This is a genomic window from Aequorivita marisscotiae (assembly GCF_029814825.1).
Classification (GTDB): domain Bacteria; phylum Bacteroidota; class Bacteroidia; order Flavobacteriales; family Flavobacteriaceae; genus Aequorivita; species Aequorivita marisscotiae.
The window spans coordinates 2,657,111-2,680,098 of the sequence record NZ_CP122379.1 but is presented as its reverse complement, the minus strand read 5'-3'; the positions used below and the strand labels follow the sequence as shown (position 1 = coordinate 2,680,098).

General features: G+C 36.6%; 15 protein-coding genes and 1 pseudogene. 5 read left to right on the top strand and 11 right to left on the bottom strand.

What is annotated here, in order from left to right:
• The first annotated feature begins 116 nt into the window (after positions 1-116).
• Together QCQ61_RS12060 and QCQ61_RS12055 are read left to right on the top strand one after the other, a co-directional pair.
• Positions 117-3,182 carry an Ig-like domain-containing protein gene (locus QCQ61_RS12060; RefSeq protein ID WP_279447898.1) on the top strand — a complete coding sequence of 1,022 codons (3,066 nt, stop codon included), beginning with the start codon at positions 117-119 and terminating at the stop codon, positions 3,180-3,182.
• A gap of 1 nt (position 3,183) precedes the next feature.
• On the top strand, positions 3,184-4,419 hold the full coding sequence (locus QCQ61_RS12055; protein WP_279447897.1) for a T9SS type B sorting domain-containing protein: 1,236 nt from the start codon (positions 3,184-3,186) through the stop codon (positions 4,417-4,419).
• A gap of 3 nt (positions 4,420-4,422) precedes the next feature.
• Here the strand turns inward: QCQ61_RS12055 and QCQ61_RS12050 are convergent, their stop codons facing one another.
• The 4 genes from QCQ61_RS12050 to QCQ61_RS12035 all read right to left on the bottom strand — a co-directional run bounded on the left by QCQ61_RS12050 (position 4,423) and on the right by QCQ61_RS12035 (position 9,847).
• A complete protein-coding gene (locus tag QCQ61_RS12050) occupies positions 4,423-5,085 on the bottom strand; it encodes a response regulator (protein ID WP_279447896.1) in 663 nt (220 codons plus the stop codon).
• A 46-nt stretch (positions 5,086-5,131) separates the two neighbouring features.
• A complete protein-coding gene (locus QCQ61_RS12045; RefSeq protein WP_279447895.1) occupies positions 5,132-7,351 on the bottom strand; it encodes an ATP-binding protein in 2,220 nt (739 codons plus the stop codon).
• A gap of 250 nt (positions 7,352-7,601) precedes the next feature.
• Positions 7,602-8,651, bottom strand: coding sequence for an NAD(P)-dependent alcohol dehydrogenase (locus QCQ61_RS12040; RefSeq protein ID WP_279447894.1), 1,050 nt, complete (start codon positions 8,649-8,651; stop codon positions 7,602-7,604).
• Between the two features lie 251 nt (positions 8,652-8,902).
• Positions 8,903-9,847, bottom strand: a complete 945-nt coding sequence (locus tag QCQ61_RS12035; protein ID WP_279447893.1) for an EamA family transporter — start codon at positions 9,845-9,847, stop codon at positions 8,903-8,905.
• 274 nt (positions 9,848-10,121) lie between these two features.
• Between QCQ61_RS12035 and QCQ61_RS12030 the strand changes: the two genes are divergently transcribed.
• Together QCQ61_RS12030 and QCQ61_RS12025 are read left to right on the top strand one after the other, a co-directional pair.
• Entirely contained in the window at positions 10,122-11,633 is a 1,512-nt protein-coding gene (locus QCQ61_RS12030) for a toll/interleukin-1 receptor domain-containing protein (RefSeq protein WP_279447892.1), read from the top strand.
• The gene (locus QCQ61_RS12025; protein WP_279447891.1) at positions 11,630-13,885 is read left to right on the top strand and encodes an nSTAND1 domain-containing NTPase; all 2,256 of its coding nucleotides are present in this window, start codon (positions 11,630-11,632) and stop codon (positions 13,883-13,885) included. The genes QCQ61_RS12030 and QCQ61_RS12025 overlap by 4 nt, the downstream gene beginning before the upstream one ends.
• An 8-nt stretch (positions 13,886-13,893) precedes the next feature.
• Here QCQ61_RS12025 and QCQ61_RS12020 read toward each other — a convergent pair whose 3' ends face one another.
• From QCQ61_RS12020 to QCQ61_RS12000, 5 genes and pseudogenes are all read right to left on the bottom strand, one after another.
• Complete coding sequence (locus QCQ61_RS12020; RefSeq protein WP_279447890.1) at positions 13,894-15,240, bottom strand: DEAD/DEAH box helicase; 1,347 nt, start codon at positions 15,238-15,240, stop codon at positions 13,894-13,896.
• Between the two features lie 157 nt (positions 15,241-15,397).
• Positions 15,398-16,639: a peptidoglycan-binding domain-containing protein gene (locus tag QCQ61_RS12015; RefSeq protein WP_279447889.1), complete on the bottom strand. Its 1,242-nt coding sequence runs from the start codon at positions 16,637-16,639 to the stop codon at positions 15,398-15,400.
• 226 nt (positions 16,640-16,865) lie between these two features.
• Positions 16,866-18,419, bottom strand: a complete 1,554-nt coding sequence (locus QCQ61_RS12010) for a DEAD/DEAH box helicase (protein ID WP_279447888.1) — start codon at positions 18,417-18,419, stop codon at positions 16,866-16,868.
• 84 nt (positions 18,420-18,503) lie between these two features.
• Positions 18,504-18,733, bottom strand: a pseudogene (locus QCQ61_RS12005) (VF530 family protein).
• Positions 18,734-18,763: 30 nt separating this feature from the next.
• Complete coding sequence (locus tag QCQ61_RS12000) at positions 18,764-20,866, bottom strand: elongation factor G (protein ID WP_279447887.1); 2,103 nt, start codon at positions 20,864-20,866, stop codon at positions 18,764-18,766.
• Between the two features lie 490 nt (positions 20,867-21,356).
• On the opposite strand from QCQ61_RS12000, the gene QCQ61_RS11995 reads away from it, so the two are divergent.
• A complete protein-coding gene (locus tag QCQ61_RS11995) occupies positions 21,357-21,590 on the top strand; it encodes a YtxH domain-containing protein (protein ID WP_279447886.1) in 234 nt (77 codons plus the stop codon).
• A 67-nt stretch (positions 21,591-21,657) separates the two neighbouring features.
• Here the strand turns inward: QCQ61_RS11995 and QCQ61_RS11990 are convergent, their stop codons facing one another.
• Together QCQ61_RS11990 and msrA are read right to left on the bottom strand one after the other, a co-directional pair.
• Entirely contained in the window at positions 21,658-22,104 is a 447-nt protein-coding gene (locus QCQ61_RS11990; protein WP_279447885.1) for a cold-shock protein, read from the bottom strand.
• A 259-nt stretch (positions 22,105-22,363) separates the two neighbouring features.
• Positions 22,364-22,909 carry a peptide-methionine (S)-S-oxide reductase MsrA gene (gene msrA, locus QCQ61_RS11985; RefSeq protein WP_279450264.1) on the bottom strand — a complete coding sequence of 182 codons (546 nt, stop codon included), beginning with the start codon at positions 22,907-22,909 and terminating at the stop codon, positions 22,364-22,366.
• Positions 22,910-22,988 lie beyond the last annotated feature (79 nt).

Genomic DNA, 22,988 nt, shown 5'->3' with positions numbered 1-22,988 from the left:
CTGTCCCATCCTAAATATGATTTTTATAGAATAAGTATTTAGAAATTTAAATTTGAACTATTACATACACGGATTTGTATAGTTAAACAGTATGAAATATTAACCTACACAAGAAAATGAAAATCATTAAAAGATTCTCTTATATAAAATCGCTATACATAACTTTAGTGTTTATTGTATTTTCTGCTCTATCTGTTTCTGCCCAAAGCAATGCACCAAGTATTCAGTCAGGCGTCAGATTTCAATGGAGTGATACCCAAACAGTAGGTTCAGACCCAGCTACAATTAGAAGTATAACGGTAAACGGAAATGTTTATAAACTTTTTGTGGTACCTACAAGTTATCAATTAACAAGACAAGGACCCAGTCCGAGTTCTAATAATATTAGACGAAATGGAACCGTAGTTGTAAACAATAGTACAAGTCCGAATTGGGGATCGTCTGCACTTGCGGCATTTCGAGATAAAAACTTAAACCACTACTTTGAATCCAATCCAAATGGTGCTAATTTATGCGACAATTTTACTGAATTGGCCAATAATACGACCGCACAACAACAAACCTTATTTTACAATCCAGCAATACCATCTAATAGTGGTGGAATAGTTGCCATAACTGAAAGAAATGCTAATAACTGTTTTCATATAGAGGTATTTGGCACTCCAGCGAATGGAGGTTCCGACAGATCTTTGGGGCAAACTTTTGTTAATCAAGATGCAACACAATGGGGGTTTGGAGGTACAGGTTCTTCCGGAAATATTGGAACACCGGGCGCAATGAATCCACCAAATCCTGGATCAGATTATTGGTTATCTGACCGTGTTTTAGAAGGAAATAATACTATTGGTATTGCCTTGTTTCATTTAAACGATATAGCTGAAGAGGGTTCGCTAATAAAAAGAGTGCAAATAACCGCTGCTACTGTAGATCACGGTGATGGAAAATTTTTCATATTACAGTCGTATGCAAAAAATGACAACTATAAAACTAAATGGAACAGTCCGTATAGCGGAAATGTTGCAATTAACGATCCTACTCCAACTGGTTCTACGTACAGTCTGATTAATGGTTCAGGACCAAATCATGGCACTTTGAATTTTAACGCTAATGGAACCTTTACCTACATTCCCAATAATGGTTTTACAGGTGTTGATAGTTTTGAGTATAGATTGTGTTTGCCGAGTCCTAATACTTCAACTTGTGACACTGCAAGGGTAATTATACGAGTTATACCAGATACTGATGGTGATGGCTATCATGACGAAGACGATTTAGATGACGATAACGATGGTATTTTAGACACTGATGAACAAGAACTGCTAAATTGCACAACTGTTGTAAATCCTAAGTTTGGCACCAGTCAAGGCCCACTTCCCTTTTCGTCAGGCGCCAATGTAAATAATCCTCAAGTCGGTGATGTTTTTAAGTACAATAATGTTAGTCCGGGCGGCATACATGCTCTTGTAACAATTGTATCTTCTACAGATACAAAAATTGTTGCGCTAGATGTTCCGGGATCTACGGATGGAGACGACGATGCTTTTCAACCGCTTATAAATCACGCGTCTCCCGAAAGTTACACTGAATTTAAAATTGATTTTGTAAAAGGAGGATCAAATGTTCCTGCCGAATTAAATAGTTATGTAGTAACGGCAATGGACAACGATGGAAACGAATTTGTTTCGTTTAAAGATGGACATTCTACGGGCGTAATTATTGACTCACCCTCTAATAACCAACCATTCTACGGGCCTGCAATTCTAAATGGATTTTCCCAAGGATATGTAAGTAACGGACTTACAGCGAATGGAATTACCACAGATCCTAAATTTCAAGTATCGGCTGTTTATTCACTAACTAATACAGTAAGTTTTAGGTTCGGATCCACAGCATCCAGTAGTGCTAACCATTCAATATCTATGTCTCCATGCCTGCCGAAAACATTTTGGGTTAATAAACCAAACCTTTATGCAAATCTTGATACAGATGAAGATGGCACCCCAAATCATCTAGATTTAGATAGTGATGCTGATGGGTGTTATGATTCATTAGAAGGCGATGGCGGTATTATAGTTAATCAACTAAATGCAAATGGAAGTATTACTGGGAACGTAGATGTAAACGGAGTTCCTCTTTTAGTAAACGGAGGACAAGCAGACATTAGTGCCAAAAATAGAAGAATTAACGCTTGTAATGGAACAGTAACCGGATTAGTATATCATGATATCAACGGCGACGGAACTCAGAACGGTTCCGAAACTGGCTTTACATCGCCAGTAACTGTATTTGCAGATCTTAACAGCAATGGAACTTTAGATGCAGGTGAACCTTCGGCTACAACTGCCGCTAATGGAACGTATACCATTACTAATGTTCCAGCCGGAAATATAGATATTGTAGTAGCTACTTCTACCCTGCCCTCAGGTGCTACCTTAACAGAAGGAACCGAACCAACAAATGTTACTGTAACACCAAGCGGAACTGTAAGTGCAGGAAAAGACGGATATTCAACGGTTGGGGTTGTAACCGGAACTGTATATAATGATGAAAACGGTGACGGTACTCAAAATGGATCGGAAACCGGATTTACTTCGCCAGTGACTGTTTTTGCCGATTTAAATAACAATGGCACCCTCGATGCAGGTGAACCAAGTGCAACAACCGCTGCTAATGGAACATACACTATCACGAATGTTCCCGCAGGCTCGGTAAATATTGTTGTTAACACTTCAACTGTGCCCGCAGGTTTTATATTGTCTGAAGGAACGGAACCTACAAACGTTACCGTAATAGGAGGTGGAAATGTGAACGCAGGAAAAGATGGGTATAAAAATCCACTAATAGCCGTAAACGACAGTTATACTACTACTTACCTACAAGGTCTTAATGGTATCACATTTAGTGGAATATTGGATAATGACGTACTAAATGGAACGTCACCAATTAACCCTTCAACCGTAAATATTTCATCTACTCCCACAGGACCTCTAACCATAGATTCAGCTACAGGAGATGTTATTGTGGCGGTGGGAACATTGCCCGGAATTTATACTATAGATTATACTATTTGCCAGACCGCATTCCCTACAAATTGTAAAACTGCTACAGTTACAGTTACGGTAGGAAAGCGTAATTTATTGATATCGAATCCACATATTTATCAAAAAGTAAAAGATAATTAATATGAAGAAGTTTCTATTTTCCATCGCTCTTTTTATGTCTTTTACCTTGTGTATAAAGGCCCAAACTTCTAACGAAGGCATACTCTACGTAAGTGAAGATACCAAGTTTTCAACAGTTGAACGATTTAACAACCTAAATACAGGTTCGTTCTATAATGACGGAAATACATTTATTTATAGTCACTTTAATAATGAAGGCGTTATAGATTTTTACCAGAATACGGGTATTACACGATTTATAGGAAGGTCAGACCAAATGATTAGCGGCTCAAAAGTAAGTTATCTTTTTAACACATTGTTTAATAATACTAGCAATTCCGTGCCATTTCTACTATCGGGAAGTATTCACATTTCTGGTGAGGCCGATTTTTTTGAAGGAATTGTAGATAATGATAATTTTGGAGGAGCCATTACTTTTAACACCAATGCGAACCACATAAATACCTCAGACTACAGTCACGTAGATGGTTTGGTTAATAAATTTGGAAACACTGAGTTTACCTACCCCATTGGTGATGGAGGATATTATCGTTTCGGTGGAATTTCTGCTCCCGCAAGTAATTCCGCAGTTTTTGATGGTAAATTTTATTTTGAAAATTCAAATGATCAATATCCACATGATTTAAAAGCTGGAATAATTTTAGAAATAGACAACCAAGAATATTGGACTATAGAAAAAGAATCTTCGGCTAGCGAAGATCTCTTAATAACTTTATCGTGGCGCGACGTAACAACGCCAGCAACAATGATTTCGGCCGCCGAACGAGAAACCTTAACAATAGTACGTTGGGACGAACCTACCAATATGTGGGTAAATGAAGGTGGCGTCATAAATATGGGTAATCAAACTGTTACGGCTGCGGCTACAGGCTATGGGGTTTTTACCTTTGGCAGGTTGGTTGAAGGTGAAGTTTTAGGCTGTAGTAGCCTTGCCATCTATAATGCCGTGAGTCCGAATGACGATGGTATGAATGATTATTTCCGAATTGAAGCAACCGACAATTGCGCACGCGATATGCACGTGTTAATATTTAACCGTTGGGGGGTAAAAGTATTTGAAACAGATAATTACGGTCCCGACGGCGATGTGTTTGACGGCACTTCAACGGGTAGGGTTACCATAAAATCTAAAGATCGTTTACCCACAGGAACATACTTTTACATATTAAATTACGAATACGGCGATCCTGCATTAGGCAATAGACACAAACAAACCGGATTTCTATATTTAAACTAAAAATTAAAGAAGCCCGTGAGCAGAAGCAAATTTGTACAGGGCAATGGTATTACCTTCAATATTTAACTTTCTAAAAATATTGCGTCTGTGCGTTTGTACGGTAAAACTTGAAAGATAAAGTTGGTCGGCTATTTCTTTAGAGTTATATCCTTTACAGACCATCTGTATTACTTCGGTCTCGCGCTTGGTGAGATTGTATTTCTTTAAAAATTCATCCATATAAGTGAATTCATTTGGGTCTTCTTCGGTCTTCATTGAAAAATCTGGAAACACGCCTTTACCTTCCATTACTTCCAAAATATTGTCAGCGAGCCTATCCAGATTGTCCGACTTTAAAATATAGCCATTGGCGCCCGCAGCTTGGCACTGTTCTGCAAGTTCCTTTGAAAAATAAGATGTAAGTACAAGTATTTTTGCTTTGAGCTTCATCGATTTAATTTCCTCCAAGACTTGAAGCCCATCCTTCCCGGGCATATTAAGATCTAATAATAATACGTCGGCATCTGGCACAGCCGTAGATTGCAATAGAGCATTCCCATTTGTAAATGTTTTTGTAATAACGAAACGATGGTTCTTTTCCAGCAATTCTGTAATTCCCTTAATAATAAGCGGATGATCGTCTGCAATTATTACGCGTATTGTAGATTCGGTGCCGTTTTGCGTCAAAATATAGGTTTTTGGTGAAAATTAATTTACTTATTGTTAATACAGATTAATTTGTAATTTCTTTTTTTTCTATAGGAAGCTCTGCCAAAATAAAGGTTCCACTGTTTTGATTGCCGTTAATTTCTAAAGTTCCGTTAAGGTAGGCCACATTACTTTTCAGCATTCTTAAACCGGTTCCCTCCTGCTCTATGTCTTGCTTTATCCCGGTCCCGTTGTCTTCAATATAAATTGTTACGGAATCTTCCAATTCTACTATTTGTAACAATACATGGCTTGCTTGTGCGTGCTTTATGATATTGTTCATCACTTCCTGTACAATTCTATAAACGGTTAAACAGAACTCTTCACTCCAATCGTTTGTATTTTCAAGTCCTTCAAAAATTTCTTCTACCTTAAGTTTTTCTGAAGTGTTTACGGCGCTTACCAAATCGTGAATTGCAGGTTTTAGTCCATATTTTTCGAGGGCGACAGGCATAAGGGTATGGCTAATGCTACGAACGTTTTCACTTATTTCTCCCAGTAGTTTTTGGGTGGTTGTAAGTTTATCTTCAACCTTACTTTGTATTACACCCAAATCATTTTTAAATTGTTTTAAATTCAACAAAGCAATAGAAAGCATTGCGCCTGTTTCGTCGTGTAATTTATGGGCTATTTTTTTTCGTTCCTCTTGTTCGGCATTTTTTAAGGAACGCGTTAAGGTTAAGCGATGCTGCTGATCTAAAGTTATAATTTGAGATTGGTGTCGTTCCTTTAATTGTTTTCTGCGCTGCCACAACGATAAAGAAATTAAAAGTAAAATTAGCACCACACTACCTCCGCCAAAAATCATTCTGTCTCGTACCAATTGTTGCTTTTTGTTTTGGAGTGCCATTTCCATATCACGTTTTTCAAGCAGGTATGTGGTTTCGGTTTTAAGCGTGTTTACTTTTTCGTTTTCAGTGAAAAGCGTGCGCTCTAAATCCAATTCATTGGTTTGATAATACAAAGCTTTTTCAAAGTTTCCCTTTTTGGTATATAACTCTTTTAATAGTCCATACAATTCCTTTAAGTTTCTATCTTCACGATTTTTACCATAAAAAGCAGTTTCTGCAGCCAATAAATGGGTTTCGGCCTCTTTAAGTTTATTTTGTTCAAATGCCGATTTTCCCAAGATAGATTGCGATGAGGCCGCCGCCAGTTCAGCTCCTATTTGTTTTCGAAGTTTATACGCCTTGAGCAAAAACGTATCTGCCTTAATGTAATTTTTTCTTACAACTAATGAATTGCCGTAATTGTGGTTTGCAAAGGCAATACCGCCTAAATCTGAAATTTCCTCAAAATATTTTATTCCTTGAATGTAAAGGGTGTCAATACCACTGAATTCTTCTAAAGCGCTATATACCGTGGCCATATTAACCAAGGTTAACCCCATAGATTTATATTCGTTTAATCTTTTACCAATGGCAAGACTTTTGTTGTAATACATGAGGGCCTTTTCATATTCTCCCGCATTTTTAAAAGCTATACCTAAATTGTTATAGGCTCTCATTAAGCCGTTTTCGTTATTCAACTTTTCGTTTAGACGAATAACTTTAAAATGCATTTTTACAGCCTCATCAAACCGGGTTAAACGGGAGAGTGTGTTGGCGTAATTTATATACACATTAGAAAGTAGAATATTGTCTGTACTTCCTTCTGCGAAATCTGCAGCCTTTTCTATGGCCAATAAACTTTCAAGATTATCGCCACGTTTAGATTTTAATATGCTTGTACGATTATAAAGCTCTGCCAAACGATCGCGATCTAAGGGTGAAAGGTTCTCTTCAATATTGATGGCAATTATTAGGAGGCTGTCTGCTATTTTAAAATTTCCTGTAGTTATAAATTCACGCGCCAAGTTTCCCACAGCGGTTGCACGTCCTTTTTTGTATGAAATTTTTTCGGCTAAAGCGGTCGCTAACGAGTCAAAATGCGCGGCCTTCGGTGGGTTTCTATTCCAGAAATGTAAATTTCCATAGGCAATATAGCTATCAACTTCTCCTTCTTTATTGCCGGTGTTTCTATAAAATTCTAATGCTTCTTCTATATCTTTAAAAGCCTTATTGCTTTCACTTTTATCGTAAAGGAGTGCTCTTTCTAATAAGAGTTTAGCTTTTTTTGAAGTATTGATTTCACTATTAATTTCTTGTGAAAGACTGTCTAGTTTAGACTGCCCAATGCCACTTAATCCAAATAATACAGTAATTAAAAATAGTAGCGACTTTATCCACGTTGAAATATCTAACATTAAAAGTGAGGAGATGTTAATTTGACTTATTTTAAATAGATTTCGTATTATTTTATCATAAAACAGCTATAAATCTTAATGTATTAGCACAATAAAGATAGAAAAATTAATCAATTGCCAACACCTGAATTATATTTACTTTTTGAGTATGTTTTTAAAGGAAAGCTATTGCATTCAAATTCAGGATCATATAAAAAATGCGATCTTTTGTAGATCGCATTTTTTATATGAAGTAATAAGTATTATACTATTATAATGAGCTCATATCAATTACAAACCTATATTTTACATCTGCATTAACAACACGATCATACGCTTGGTTTATATTTTCAATATCAATAAGTTCTATGTCTGAAACAATATTATTTTTACCACAGAAGTCCAGCATTTCTTGGGTTTCTTGAATACCGCCAATTAGTGAGCCTGCAATACGTTTACGACCTCCTATTATACCGCCACCATGAAATGGCTCTAATGGCTCTACGGCCCCTACGAGTACCATAGTTGCATCAATTTTTAAGAGACTTATGTACGGATCCATTTTATGGCCTACGGGTATGGTGTTTAGAATAAAGTCGAAACTGTTTTTATGCTTTGCCATTTCAGCTTCGTCTTTGCTGATGAGTACCTCGTGAGCACCTAGTTTTTTCGCATCCTCTGCTTTAGAAGGTGAAGTAGTTATCATTACTACATGAGCGCCCAAAGCATGTGCAAATTTAACCCCCATGTGGCCCAATCCGCCTAAACCTATTACTCCAACCTTATCGCCACTTTTTACATTCCAATGGCGTAAAGGCGACCAAGTAGTAATGCCAGCACATAACAACGGCGCGGCTCCTGCTTCGTCTAAGTTAGTAGGGATTTTTAAAATAAATTCTTTATCAACAACCACACTTTTAGAATAACCACCATAAGTTTGTTGTCCACTTAAATACTTGTCCTTACTGTTGTATGTAAAGGTTGCGCCTTTTTCGCAAAATTGTTCCAAATTATTTTTGCAGGAGTTACATTCTTGGCAGGAATCTACCATACATCCTACGCCTACTACGTCTCCTTGCTTTATATTTTTTACATTTTTACCCACCTCACTAACGTGCCCGATAATTTCGTGTCCCGGAACCACAGGATATTTTGATCCACCCCACTCATTTCTGGCAGTATGAATATCGCTATGGCAAACACCACAATAGGTAATATCTAATTTAACATCGTTATCACCAACATCTCTTCGGTGTATATTCATTGGTTTTAAGTTGTCCTTTTCACTTTGTACACCGTATGCTTTTGTGCTTGTAGCCATTATTTATTTGTTTGTTTTAAAATGATTGAATCAAGCAAAATAAAAAGAATACCATTACTCAATTTGCCTGAATTATGTAAAGATATTTATACGCAATTGCAAATCGGGTTAAGGCAATGTTAATTGAAATAACACGCTCATAAAATACATAGCTGCTGTATAGCAAAGCCTAGGATAAAGCATAGATAGTGTATTAAAACGTAGGAAAACAACAACTTATTCCTACAAATAATATGACCCATTGCTAAAACCTATTTTTCGAGCTTTTCACGCTTTATCTTACCCGAAAATCGAGGAATTGCAATAGTAGTTCGCGACGTAGTTATAAAATATACCCCCGTTAACAATACAGCGGCGGCAACTATAGACTGTGTGGTAATTACTTCGTCTAAAATATACCAACCTAAAAACAAAGCTATTATCGGATTTACATAAGTAGAAGTAGCAACCTTATCTGGCGAAACAGTTTTAAGTAAATAATTAAATGAAGTAAATGCAACTATACTTCCAAAGATTATTAATAACACCATACTCCACTGTACAGAATCACTCCATTCGCTCGGAGCAGTCCATTGTTCCCCAAAAGCTAAACTAGCCAACGCAAGTGTAATACCCGCAGTAAACATTTGATAACCTGTATTTACAAAAAAGTTCTTTGGCAAATCCGCCTTGCCTACAAATAAACTGCCATATGCCCAACTAAGCATACACGCAAAAATCATTACCATTCCTAAAACTGTTCCTTCTTTAGCAATAATTTGCTGCTGACCTACTAGTAAAATTATACCGACAATCCCTAAAGCTACTCCCACTAACGACATAACTTTTATAGGTTTACCTTGCAACAAACGCATGAGTAATAACACCACCAACGGCTGAGCAGAAATTTCTAAAGCTGCAAAACCACTATCAACATATTTAAGCGCCCAAACAATTATACCATTTCCAAAGGAAAGAAATAACACTCCCACAATGAATGAATTTATAAACTGTTTACGCGTTATGGCAAGACTTTTACCCATTGCTTTTGAAATAATAAAAATAAGCAGCCCCGCACTTGTAAACCGAATTGAAGCTAAAAAAAATGGTGGTAATTCTGCCACCGCCACTTTATTCAGCATATAAGTAGATCCCCAAATAACGTAAATGGAGAAAAAAGCGAGGATTATTAAACTTGTATTTTTTACAACTTTCATTTAGCGAAGCTTTGTTTTTTTAAGGGTATGAAGGTATGAATTTAGGCTGTGGCGATTTCGCTTTCGTATAAAAATTCTTACGTGAAATTTCACAAAAGCAGCAATTCTTACATCATAGAAAATCGTCAAACTATAGTTATAATGGTAATAATGACGTTTTTTAATTAAAAAATGACGTTTTACACTTTACAATTTGTAAATTAGTACAAATATCACACTCCTCAGGATATTTCGCCCCTACCTATTTATTAATATTTTTAAAAATTGGTAAACTATGGCATTAATTCCAGGATACGACTACGATATTTTTATTAGCTACGTGCATGCCGATAACGAATCGGAAACTTTGGAAGAAGAAGGCTGGATAGATCAGTTCTATAAATATCTTGATACAAAACTAAACAAACACTCCAAAAATATTAAAATTTGGTGGGATAGCAGAAACTTGGATCGCAGCGAGGTTTTTGACAATTCTATTGAAGAAGCAATAGACAAATCGGCTATTATGATTTGCTTGTACTCCAGGTTATACCCACAATCGGAATACTGCATAAAAGAATTAGAACATTTTTACAAAAAGGTAGCTAAAGAAAAAGTTGGACTTACAGTAGGCAATCGCTCGCGGATAATTCCCGTTTTTATGTCCAATATTCCCCATACCGAATGGCACGACAAACTTCGCGGTACTAGCGGATTTCCCTTTCACGACAATAACGAATATGGCGATCCATTAAAAAACACCAGCCCCGAATTTGGTTCGGCAATGATACAATTGCGAAACGCCCTTGTTCGTATTTTTGACGATCTATCGAAAGAAACTACTGCTGCCATCCAACCCAGTTCGCAGGAAGCCAAGGAAGATAAGCCCTTTACTATTTTTCTGTCTGAAGTAAATGATTCTCTTTTAGATCGAAGAGACGGCATTATTGCCGATTTAAAAGAAAAAGGATACAATGTTATTACGGGCAACGATTCTGCAACTACTCTTGAAAGCCACGATGATCTTACAAAAGAAGCCATCGCCAATTCAGATTTTGCGGTTCATATATTAGGAAATTTTCCAGGACGCAAAATTTCGAATGAAACCGATGCACGTTATATTCAAAGACAGACCGAAATTGCTTTAGAATCAAAAATTCCCCAATTAATTTGGGTTTCAAGAGATACCGATTTTGAAAAAATAGAAAACACTGAATACAAGCAATTTCTTCAAAGTTTGGAAGATGCAACGCACACCTCCAAAAAATATGAATATGTTCGAGGCAACGAAGGCGAATTGGCCCTGTTAATAAATAATTTTGCCGAGCAATTGCAAGAGGTTCAAGCGCAAAAAGCTGCAACGCAAAGTAACGAAAAAGGAGCCCCGTTAAAAGTATTGCTAGACACGCATACCGATGATTTTAAACAAGCCTTTAACCTTAAAAAAATACTGAATAAATATAACGTAGATTTAATCTTTAACCCCGAAGATGGCGATCCACAGGAAAATATTAAGTCGCTATACGCAAATATAAACGAAGCTAAAAAATTCATTTTCTTATACGGCAATGAAACACATAAGGATTGGGTAGACATTCGTGTAAAAAACACCTTAAAAAAACTGATGGATTACGACCGCTATGGGCAAGATATTTTTATATATGTTACTCCGCCCGAAAAGGATACGGGATCTATAAAGGTAGCACAAAATCCTATGGTAAAATTGGTTGACCACAGCCAGGAAATGTCGGAAAATGATGCCGTATTGGAAGCATTCTTAAACGATTTAAAAGCTGATAATTTATGAGCGACAAATCTTTTAATCCATACGTAGGGCTTCGGCCCTTTACAGAAGAAGAAAACCTGCTATTTTTTGGTCGCGACGAGCAAACTTTAGAGTTATTGCAACGGCTACATTCCAATAGATTTGTTGCTGTGGTTGGCAGTTCGGGAAGTGGCAAATCTTCATTAATTAGAGCGGGATTAATACCCGCTTTAAAAGGTGGTTTTTTAGTTGAAAACAGTAGCCAATGGTTAGTAGCTGTTATGAAACCAGGCCAAAATCCCATGTATAATTTGGCAGAAACCATTTTGCGCCAAATTAATTATAATATTGAAGCCCCAGGAATACAAGCACTTGTAAAACGAATTAAAAAAGAAGGTGTTTCCGCACTTTTAAATACTATCCAACCACTTCGAATAAATAAAAACGCAAATTTCTTTTTGTTGGTAGATCAATTTGAAGAGCTTTTTCGGTTTTCTATGAAACAAACTGATGCTTCCCATAAAACCGAGGCAATAGATTTTGTAAATATTATTCTAAAATTATCAGAACAAAAGCACATTCCTTTTTATGTAGTACTTACTATGCGTTCTGATTTTATTGGCGACTGTGCCCAGTTTTTCGGATTGCCAGAGGCATTAAACAAGAGCCAGTACTTGGTGCCAAGACTCAATAGACTGGAGCTTAAAAAAGTAATAGAAGGTCCTGCCAAATTATACGGTGGTAAGTTTAATACAGCCCTCACCTCTCGCCTTATAAACGACCTAGGAAAGGTAAAAGACGAGCTTCCCTTGGTGCAACACGCGTTAATGCGAATGTGGGATTACGAAGTAAGAGTTGATAAAAGCGGCGAACTCGACCTGGAAGATTACAAACAAATTGGCGGCATTGAAAATGCCCTCTCCGTTCATGCCGATGAGGCCTTAAAAGAATTAAAGCCAAAGGAAGTTTCACTGGCCAAATCGTTGTTTCAAACCCTGACGACCATAGACGAAAATGGCAGGAAAATTAGACGACCCGCCCAATTGAGCTATTTAAAGAAATTAACCGGTGCCAGCGAAGATAAACTGCAAACGGTAATCAATAATTTCATTAAAGAAAATCGTTCTTTTTTAGTTGTTGGCAACATTGGCGATACAGGCGACAAGTTGATTGATATTTCGCACGAGAGTTTAATTAGGCACTGGAAAATTCTCAATCATTGGGTTGAAGAGGAAAATAATGCCGCAGTTCAATATTTAGGTCTTTGTGATGCCCAGCTGGCCTATTCCGAAAACCGAAAAGATTTATTGAGCGGAAAAGAATTTGAAATTACCCAAGAATGGTTCAAAAGTTTTGAACCTTCAAAAATTTGGGCCGAACGTTTTAACACCAATTTTGATGAAAAATACAAAGATCGTTTTGATGAAAGCATTAATTATCTGTCCAACAGCGCAAAAGTTTATAACAAAAAAAAGCTAAACGCACGAAGAGTTAAGCGTTTTAAAAAAGGTATTCTTTACACCGTTATAACATTGCTTAGTCTTGGAACATTCTATTATTTCACCCGTCCCATAACAGATCAAAAAGCTTGGGATTTGGCGGTTTCCGAAAACACGGTTGGAAGTTATGAAACCTATATAGATTCGTATGGAAAAGGGGAATATGCCACGGTTGCTCATGACTCTATTGCCTCCTTAAAATTTAAAAAGGATTTAAGAGCTTTTTGGTTGGAAGCTACCACGTTGAATGCCGTAAAAGGTTACGAGAATTATTTAAATTTCGCAGCCACTACTCGCGACGCCGATGGTAAAATTACCGGCTTTTCCAAATTGGCGAAATACGTGCCCATTGCGCAAAAAAAAATCGATTCGCTTAGAAATTCAGAATCAACAACTTTACTTGATGACAATGCTTGGAAAATAGCCCAATCTAAAAACCGTGTAAGCTCCTATTTAAACTATATTAAAAACGAAAAAGTGATTGGCGAGTACGATATGATTGCAATGGTGAAATTACAAGAAGTTGGAAAAACCGGTTTTTTATACGCCGGTAAAGCAAACAATGAACAAATCTACGAACCGGTATTCGATTTAATTTATAGGAATGGCGGTGAGTTTAAGGATGATAGTATGCTGCGTGTAAACGACATTGTGCGCACCTTACAAAATAGAAGAATTTACAACGACCCCGCGGTTCGTAACGAATCGGGCAATTTAGTGCGGCAAGACAGTATCTATTTTGTAAAAAGCGTTTTCCTGCAAGGAAATGCGGTTTTTGTAGAAATTATATATTAACCCCCAAGTTAACGTCCCTTTTTACGCTTGTTGTAGTTTTTATCGCCACGGGTTTTTGGTTTTTTATATTTTTGTTTTATAGTACGCTTATACGATCCACCTTGGTTTTCTTTCTTGTTTTTCTCCTTTTTTTCATGAAAAGCCGGACCAACTTCTTCAACATTAATGGGGTTGTTTATTTCTACAACTTGAGGCTGCTCTTCGTATGTAAGTTTTTCAGAAATTTCAACTTCTTTAGGAAATTCCAACTCCTTAATTTTAAGATCCATTAATTTTTCAATGGCAACTTTGGCTGCTTCTTCCTTTTCGGTATAAAACAAAATAGCCGTTCCCTCCTGCTCTGACCTACCAGTACGGCCTATACGGTGCATATAATTTTCAGGAAAATTTGGCGTATCAAAATTTATTACATGGCTAATTTGGTCTAAATCCAATCCACGTGCCATTACATCGGTAGTTACCAGAATTCGCGTTTTTTCAGAATTGAAATTTTCAATAGAACGAATTCTGTAATTCTGAGTTTTATTTGAATGGATTACAGCAACTTCACTTCCAAAGTACTCATCTAAAAAATCGAAAAGTAAATCGGCGCTCTTTTTATTCGGCACAAAAACGAGCACTTTTTTGAAATCGCTATCATTTAAAAGTAAATGCTTCAACAAATTTGCTTTGGTATAAAAGTTTTTGACCTTATACGCATACTGCGAAATATTCTCCAAAGGCGTACCACTCACCGCCACGGAAACGGTTGTTGGTGAAATAAAAAAATCGTGGATAAAAACATTTACATCATCGGTCATGGTTGCAGAAAACATAATATTCTGCCTTTTGTTTGGCAGAAGCTCCAAAATATTCGTAAGCTGAAAACGAAATCCCAAATCCAACATTACATCTACTTCATCAATTACTACTTTCTTAACCATTTTTAAGGGTATGGCCCTGCTAATAATTAAATCGTATAAACGCCCTGGAGTAGCCACGACAATATCGGCACCTTCTGCGGCGGCTTGTTTTTGTTTATTGATATTGGTACCGCCATAAATTCCCAAAACCCGAACAGATGAATATTTGCCAAACTTTTCAATTTCTTCTACTACCTGGAGCACCAGTTCGCGCGTGGGTACTAAAACTAAAACCCTTGGCTGTAACTGTTTTGAAAATTTTAAATCTTGCAGAATCGGGAGCATATACGCAAACGTCTTCCCAGTTCCAGTTTGGGCAATCCCAACCATATCTGTACCCGACATAATAACTGAAAAAGACTCAGCCTGTATAGGTGTTGGCTTCTCAAAGCCCAAATCGGCAATTGCATATTGCAGTTGTTTGGAAATATTAAGCTCGTTAAATGACTCCATGTTTTATTCTATTTTCTGCAAAAGTAGCGTTTCGAGCACGAATAATTCACTTTTATATCTTTATAAGCAAATTGAAACCTTCATTTTTTATAATTAAAGCTATACACATAAACGCATTTATGGCTTATAACTATAAAATTAGAAAACTAAAATAAATTTAAATAGCACTGGGATTCATCTTTCTTAAAGCGCTGATAGCGTAATTGGATCCAAAATTGGCATCCAAATCTAATGACTCTTCTCTACCCAAAGTATATAAAACGTAATCTACCCCAGGTTTTGAATAGCAAACAATTAAATCTGCCAATACGTTATATGCCCCTTTCGTTTTTTTAGAGGCGCTATTAAGTTGGCTATAAGCTGTTGAAGCAAATTTTGAACAGTCCACCAACTCATTTTTATTGTTTATGTAATTTTTACCAACAATTACTTGGCAGCCTGCAGACCAATTAGATTGCCCCATACCAGACCAATGGATATTTATACTGTTGTTTAACTCTAAGCTATTACTTCCCGCTACTGTAAGGTCGTGCGGTGTTAATGCGTGATCTCTGTTTAAATCACGAAGAATTATTACCCCAGCTGGATCGTAGGGTTTTAAGGCTCGGTAAATCTTTTTCTCTACTGAAATTTTATGCCATCCAAAACGGTATTTATGTTGACCTTCCACTAGAAAGGGAGCATTTCTCCTAGTGCCTACCATATTTTTACTCGGGTCTGTTGAACCCCAAAACTTAAAAACCAATCCATTTAATAATAGCACGAACAAATCGTCGTTTGCACGTCTATTTGCTTCAGATTTGTCTTGTTTACGGCGAATTCCAATTAAGTGAATTTCGTCTGTGGCAAAATTCCAATCGGGAGCTTTAATTGTTGAATGCGTATTTCCGAAAGCATTTACTGCTTTCATAATTGGGCCCGGATTAGCTTTATAATGCTCCTTTGATTTATTCAAAAGTTTTATCCAATCACCGTATTCCTTTGAAGGATTTTGAGCTTTGGAAGTATCCCAGTCTGCTACTATACCTTGACTCTTCCATCGTTCCACATGTTTCATAGTTATAGTACCAACTATACCATCGGGTACCATACTTGGGTCACCGTCTGGATCTATAGTGCGAATATATTCCTGAAACAAACGCGCAGCCGCTTGAGTTACATAGTCAAATATACCATCAATAACCCCTCTGGGCATAAAGCCTGCCTTAAATAAAAATTCTTGAAGCTCAGCCACATCGTTAGCTTGTCCTTCTCTAAATGAGCGCCAAGTGGTTCTATCATCGTCGCGAAAGGAAACCGCCCGAGCAGTAAGTCCGTCTTTATGATATGGTTTTAGAAATTGTTTACGGTTTGCAGGAATCTTACCAATATCGCAGCTGCCAAGTGAAAATACGCTCATAATAGTTGTTTTAATTAACGATTAATCAAAACCGAATTCGAACAAATTCGGATACTAAAAACTATTGAGCCTTTTATCTATGCGAAGTAAATAGTGAGGTGTAAAATCAACAATCAATCAAAGCAATTGTGCTTCGACACTAAAGATAAGTAATATTGTGAAGACAAGTAGACCTAATACCTACCTATTGTTTTCAATTTAAAAGAATTTTTCAGGAAAAAAATTATTAGTCTTCAGGTGGAAATCCGTTAATTTCTTCAAAAACGGCGTCAAAATTTTCGCGAATGTAACTACGCAGTTTTAGTCGGTAGTCGTCTTTAAGCCAGCTAATAAAATTATGGGTGCTTTTACTAATGCACTGTGAGTATTTTTCAATACGATGGTCAATATCGTCGTTTAACATTTTTGCAAGGCCCAAAGCATCATAAACATCTTCGCTGTTTTCTATACAAATATGCGCGTGCTGCGCAATAGAACGTTCTAGCACTACTTTAGACGATTCGCCTTTAAAGGTTGCTTCGGTATATGTTTTTTTAATATCGAAATAAACTTCTTTACTTTTTGCGAATTCGGCTCTGAGTTCGTCTGGCATTTCATATCTAAAATGACTTTCCAGTTCGTCATCACTCATTAGCCTATCCATATAATAATCTGGCGAACGGAAAATAGCCTGCCAATCCAATGGCGCTTCCCAAGGGCCAAAACGCTGATAGTTGTTTCCTAAATCGATAACAGAAAACTTCGACTTATTGTTTAAAATTCGCGAACCGCGACCAATCATCTGAAAATATAAAGTTAACGAACGGGTTGCTCTGTTTAAAATTATAGTATCAATCGTAGGTTCATCAAATCCAGTAGTTAGAATACTAACTGATGTTAAAATGGCGTCCGGGGTTTCTTTAAACCAACGCAAAATTTGTTTACGTTCCTTTTTTGAAGCTGTATTATCTAAATGCATTACTGGCAAACCTTCGGCTCTTAAGTGGTAATACACTTGTATAGAGGTATTAATACCATTATTAAAAATCAAGGTTTTCTTACCTTTAGAGTGCGTTAAATAGGCTTGTAACAATTGGTCCAACATTCCCACGCCCGAATATAAATCGTCTGATGATTTAACGGTATAATCGCCATTGGATCCAATTTCTAATGAAGTGAGCCCCATGTTATATTGAAATACTTCAACTTCGGCCAAAAACTCATTTTCAATTAACGATTCTATACTTTCGCCTACGATCAATTCCTGATAATTGTCTTTCATAGGAAGACTTCTATTAGAGCTTAAAGGCGTTGCGGTAACTCCTAAAATAAAGGATTTTTCAAAAAATTTGAAAAGTTTGGTAAACGAATTGTAATGTGCTTCATCAATAATTACCAATCCAATGTCCGAAATATCCAACTTATCGTCGTTTAAACGATTGTTCAAGGTTTCTACCATTGCCACAAAACAACTGTACTTAGCCTGATCAGAAAGATTTGCCGTGCTATTTACCACCTTGTTAACCACCCCAAAGCTTGTTAGCATTTCCGAAGTTTGCTTGCAAAGTTCAACCCGGTGGGTCATAACCAGTACCTTTTTGTTGTGATGCTTTAAATACTGACGTACTATTTCAGAAAAAATAACCGTTTTTCCGCCACCCGTTGGTAGCTGATATAGCAAATGGTAATCGTCTGGCGCAGTTTCAAACTTCTCAAAAATCTGGTCTATTGCTCCTTTTTGGTAGCTATACAGTTCTTTATCAGTCTTTTTTTCTTGAACAGCGTCTTGAATATCGGTCATAGAATTTTAGTTTTGCGGGATTGCAAAAATACACCCTTTTGTAGGTTTTAAAAGGATATTCAAGAATTTTATTTTGAAAGCCCATTAGGGCGTCTTTTTCAACTTTGTCTTTAAGTAAAGTTGCTCTACTTTTTCTCGCGCCCAAGGTGTTTTCGAAGAAATTTTAAACTAGACTTTATGGATGGATTGCTGTTAAATGAATTAATTTTAATCTTTTCGCCCAACGCTTCCCAACCGTAATATTCAACTAAAAATGTTACTATGTCAGCCAGTTTTATACCGTGCAATGGATTGTTGGGTTGTTCGTTACTCATAATTGTTTATTTAATTTACACCCTGCTTTTTTAGCGATTAACCATTTCCTTTTGAACATTTGATGGAACGGGCTGATATGATGCAAAGGTAGATTTAAAAGTAGCTCTTCCTTGTGTTAAAGAGCGCAAGTCTGTTGAAAATCCATATAATTCCGCTTCTGGAGTTAAGCACTTCAAAATTTGATAGTTGTTGTTGCTTTCAATTCCTTGAATCATAGACCGGCGCGCTTGCAAATCGGTCATTACATTACCTACCATTTCTTCCGGAACTTTTACCGTAAGTTCCAGCACTGGTTCCAATAACTTTGGATTGGCGTTTAAAAACGCTTCTTTAAAAGCATGCGCCCCGGCAATTTTAAACGAAATATCATTAGAATCTACAGCGTGCATCTTACCGTCAAAAACGAGTACGCGCACATCGCGAATGTAAGAATTTACCAACGGACCAGATTCCATCACTTCCAGGACACCTTTCATAATTGAAGGCAAATATCGCTGATCTATTACCCCGCCCACAATACAATTGTAAAAAACCAACTTTCCGCCCCACGGAAGATCTATTTCCTCTTTTCCTCTTAAATTAAAACCTTGTGGTTCGTCTATACCCTCAAACCACGGTTCAACTTTTAAATGAACCTCTGCAAATTGTCCGGAACCTCCAGATTGCTTTTTATGACGGTAATTTGAAGTTGAGGATCGTTGGATGGTTTCGCGAAAAGCAATTTTGGGTTTATTAAACTGCGCTTCCACGCCGTAAATATTTTTTAATGTCCAATCTATCGTAGCCAAATGAAGATCACCTTGACAAGAAATAAATAGCTGCTTTGCTTCAGAGGAATATGTAATTACAACGGTGGGATCCTGACTGTGAATTTTCTTCAACGTTTCGCTGAGTTTTTCTTCATCTTTTGTACTCACTGCCGAAATAGCTTTTTTTAATCGCGGCTGCGGAAATTTAATAGGCTTAATTTCAATGGTGTCATTTTGCGAAGAAAGTGTATCGTTTGTTTCTGTATATTTCAACTTTAGCGTTGCACCAAGATCGCCAACGGTTAATTTGGTCACGGGTTGCCGCTCCTTTCCATCCATTATAAAGAGTTGGTTTATCACTTCGGTTTCATCATTTCTCGAATTTGTAAGTTTGTCATTTAACCGTACTTCGCCACGCATGACTTTAAAGAAGGTAATTTGTCCTAAATTGGGTTGATACACTGTTTTAAAAACGAACAATGCGGTAGGGCCTTCTTTATTGGCTACTATCTCTTTTCCTTCCGTGCTTTGCTCGGGCTTTAAATCGGCGGCCGCTGGGGCTACATTATCTATAAATCCCATTAACCTTCCCGTTCCCATATCGTTTAAAGCCGAAACACAAAAAACGGGGAAAAGTTCCTGATTTAGCATACCCGCTTTGATCCCTATCCGCATTTCGTCTTCGTTCAAAGTTCCTTTTTCAAAAAAAAGCTCCATTAATGTTTCATCATTTTCTGCAGCTTTTTCTATTAGTTCGTTGTTAAGTTGTTTAGCCAATAGTTTTTGGTCTTTTGGAATTTCGAGCTTTTCGGGCTTCCCTCCTTCCGCAGAAAATTTATACATCTTCATTTTTAAAACATCTACAATACATTGTGCTCCCTCTACAACTAAGGGGTATTGAATTTTCACCGCATTATTGCCAACTAAGTTTTTTATACTGTTAAAACTCTCCTCAAAGGCAGCATTAATGTGGTCTATTTGATTTATTACAAAAATTGTAGATTTATGGTATTTATCAATGTAATTCCAAATAATTTCCGTGCCCACTTCTACACCATATTGAGCATTCAGAACAGTCACAATTGTATCTGAAACACGGATGGAGGAAATTATTTCTCCAATAAAATCATCCAAACCTGGAGTGTCTATTATATTGATTTTAAAATTGCGCCATTCGGTGTGTAACGGGGTGGCGTAAATAGAGTTGCCTCTTTCGTGTTCAATGTCGTGGTAGTCCGAAACGGTATTTTTGGTTTCAACTGTACCGCGTCTGTTTAACAGTCCCGCTTCAAAAAGCATGGTTTCTGCGAGGGTGGTTTTTCCGCTATTGTGAGCACCCACAAATACTACGTTTTTTATGTGCTTTTCGTCGTATATTTTCATCTGGCTGTATTTTTTGGTTAGGTATCTGCTTAAGAATATTTAGTTCAGGTTAACTTGTATATACGTTAGAAAATAGTTTGAAATTATAGACGTAAATGAAAAGATTCCCAAAGTCCAAAAAATTATAATACACCCACCATCTCGAATTTTGCGATAGTTCCTTGGAAAGTTTTGCCTCATAATTACTTCTGTAAATAGTGTGGTAGTTGTGCTAATATAATGGTACAAATAGTATAAGAAAGTAGTTATATTTTTAATGTAAATACTTTTCATATTAGAAAAACTAAAGAAGTGCTTTTAAAGTTACAACAAATTGATTAAAAAACAGATAGCCCTTTAAAAACTTTAATTGATCGTAACTTCAATTGAAAAAATTGTGAATATTTTTTGCAATTGGCAGCATTAGTATTAAACTTTTACTAAAGTCATTTTAAAATTATTGTCTAACCCTTCAAAGCAGTATCTTCACACAAACAAAAAAATAAACAACATGAACAATAAAGGAAAAGGAATATTAGCTTTGCTAGGAGTAGCAGCTGGCGCATTTGCATTTTGGAAATACAAAACAATGACGCCCGAAGAAAAACAAAGACTTAAAGATAAAGCCACTGAAACTGGAAGTAGAATTAAGGAAAGAGCTGGAGAAGTTCAGGACACCATTTCTGAAAAGTATGACCAACTTAAGAATTCTGCTAAAAAGGAAGTAGACAACATTACAAATTAAAAATGTAATTATTGAAAACGAAAAATCCCGCAAACAGCGGGATTTTTTTTTACTTTAAATAAAAAGCTTATACTTTTTTAACCTTGACAGCATTCATTCCGCGCTGGCCTTTTTCCAGCTCGAAGGACACATTATCATTTTCGGTAATTTCGTCTATAATGCCACTTACATGCGTAAAATACTTTTCGTTATTTTCATTATCGATAATAAATCCGAAGCCCTTGGAAGAGTCGTAGAATGATACTTTACCCTTTCTTACCGGATCAAATGCCTCGCGCTCGCCCTCTTCTTTTGGTGGAATACCAAGAACTATATCCTCAGCTTCAATTTCCACTTTCATAGATGGATCTGGCGGAGTATCTACAAGGTTTCCATTGTAATCAACATATACAAAATCAATACCCGGAGTTTTCTCTGCTTTGCGAGCTTCTTTCTTTTTTTGTTTTTCTTCGCGCTTTTTTTGCTTTGCTTTTTCTTTTTCTTTTTTACTATACGTCTGTTGCGATTTTGCCATTTTAGAGTTTAAATTTTTAAAATAAAAAAAGCCATCCACAAGCTGCAGATGACTTTTTAATTAGTTATATGTAATTTGTAATTTTATTGGTTTTACCTAGCTGGGTTTTAAATACTATTCATCCGAGGACTGCGAAGATACAGTTTTTTAAGCAATTATAATCACAAAAAGGGTTAAAGTATAAAATGCGAATTACATTTACCTCACAAGTTTTTCAAAAAATTTGATGTTTTTATTGCATAAACACTACTTAGCGCTTTTAATTCAATTTTAGTTTATCTGCGTGCATTTGCCGCAATCGTGCAAGTTTAGGTGAAATTACCGCTGTGCAATAGCCTTGGGTTTTATTATTTTTATAATAGTCTTGATGCTCCAATTCGGCTGGATAAAAAGTTTTTAATGCACTCACTTCCGTAACGATTTCATCTTTATAATACGGTCTCATTTCGTTTAAAACTGCTTGAGCGATTTCCTTTTGGCTTTCGTTGTGATAAAAAATCACGGAACGATATTGTGTGCCTCTATCGGCTCCCTGTCTATTTAGCGTTGTGGGGTCATGGCTCGTCATAAAGATAACTAGCAAATCTTCAAAAGATACAATTGCGGCATTAAAAGTAACCTGAATTACTTCGGCATGACCTGTAAGCCCGCTGCAAACCTCCCGATAGGTAGGGGTTCCCGGAACAGTACCCCCAGAATATCCAGAAACTACTTTTACCACGCCTTTTATTTGATCGAAAACTGCTTCAGTGCACCAAAAACAGCCACCGCCAACAGTCATTGTCTGTAAATTATTTTCCTCCATTTTCTTTTTTCTCAAAGATACTTATAGCACTTTTCTAAATTTTACAAAGTATTGTTAAAGCACATAGTATATTTTATAC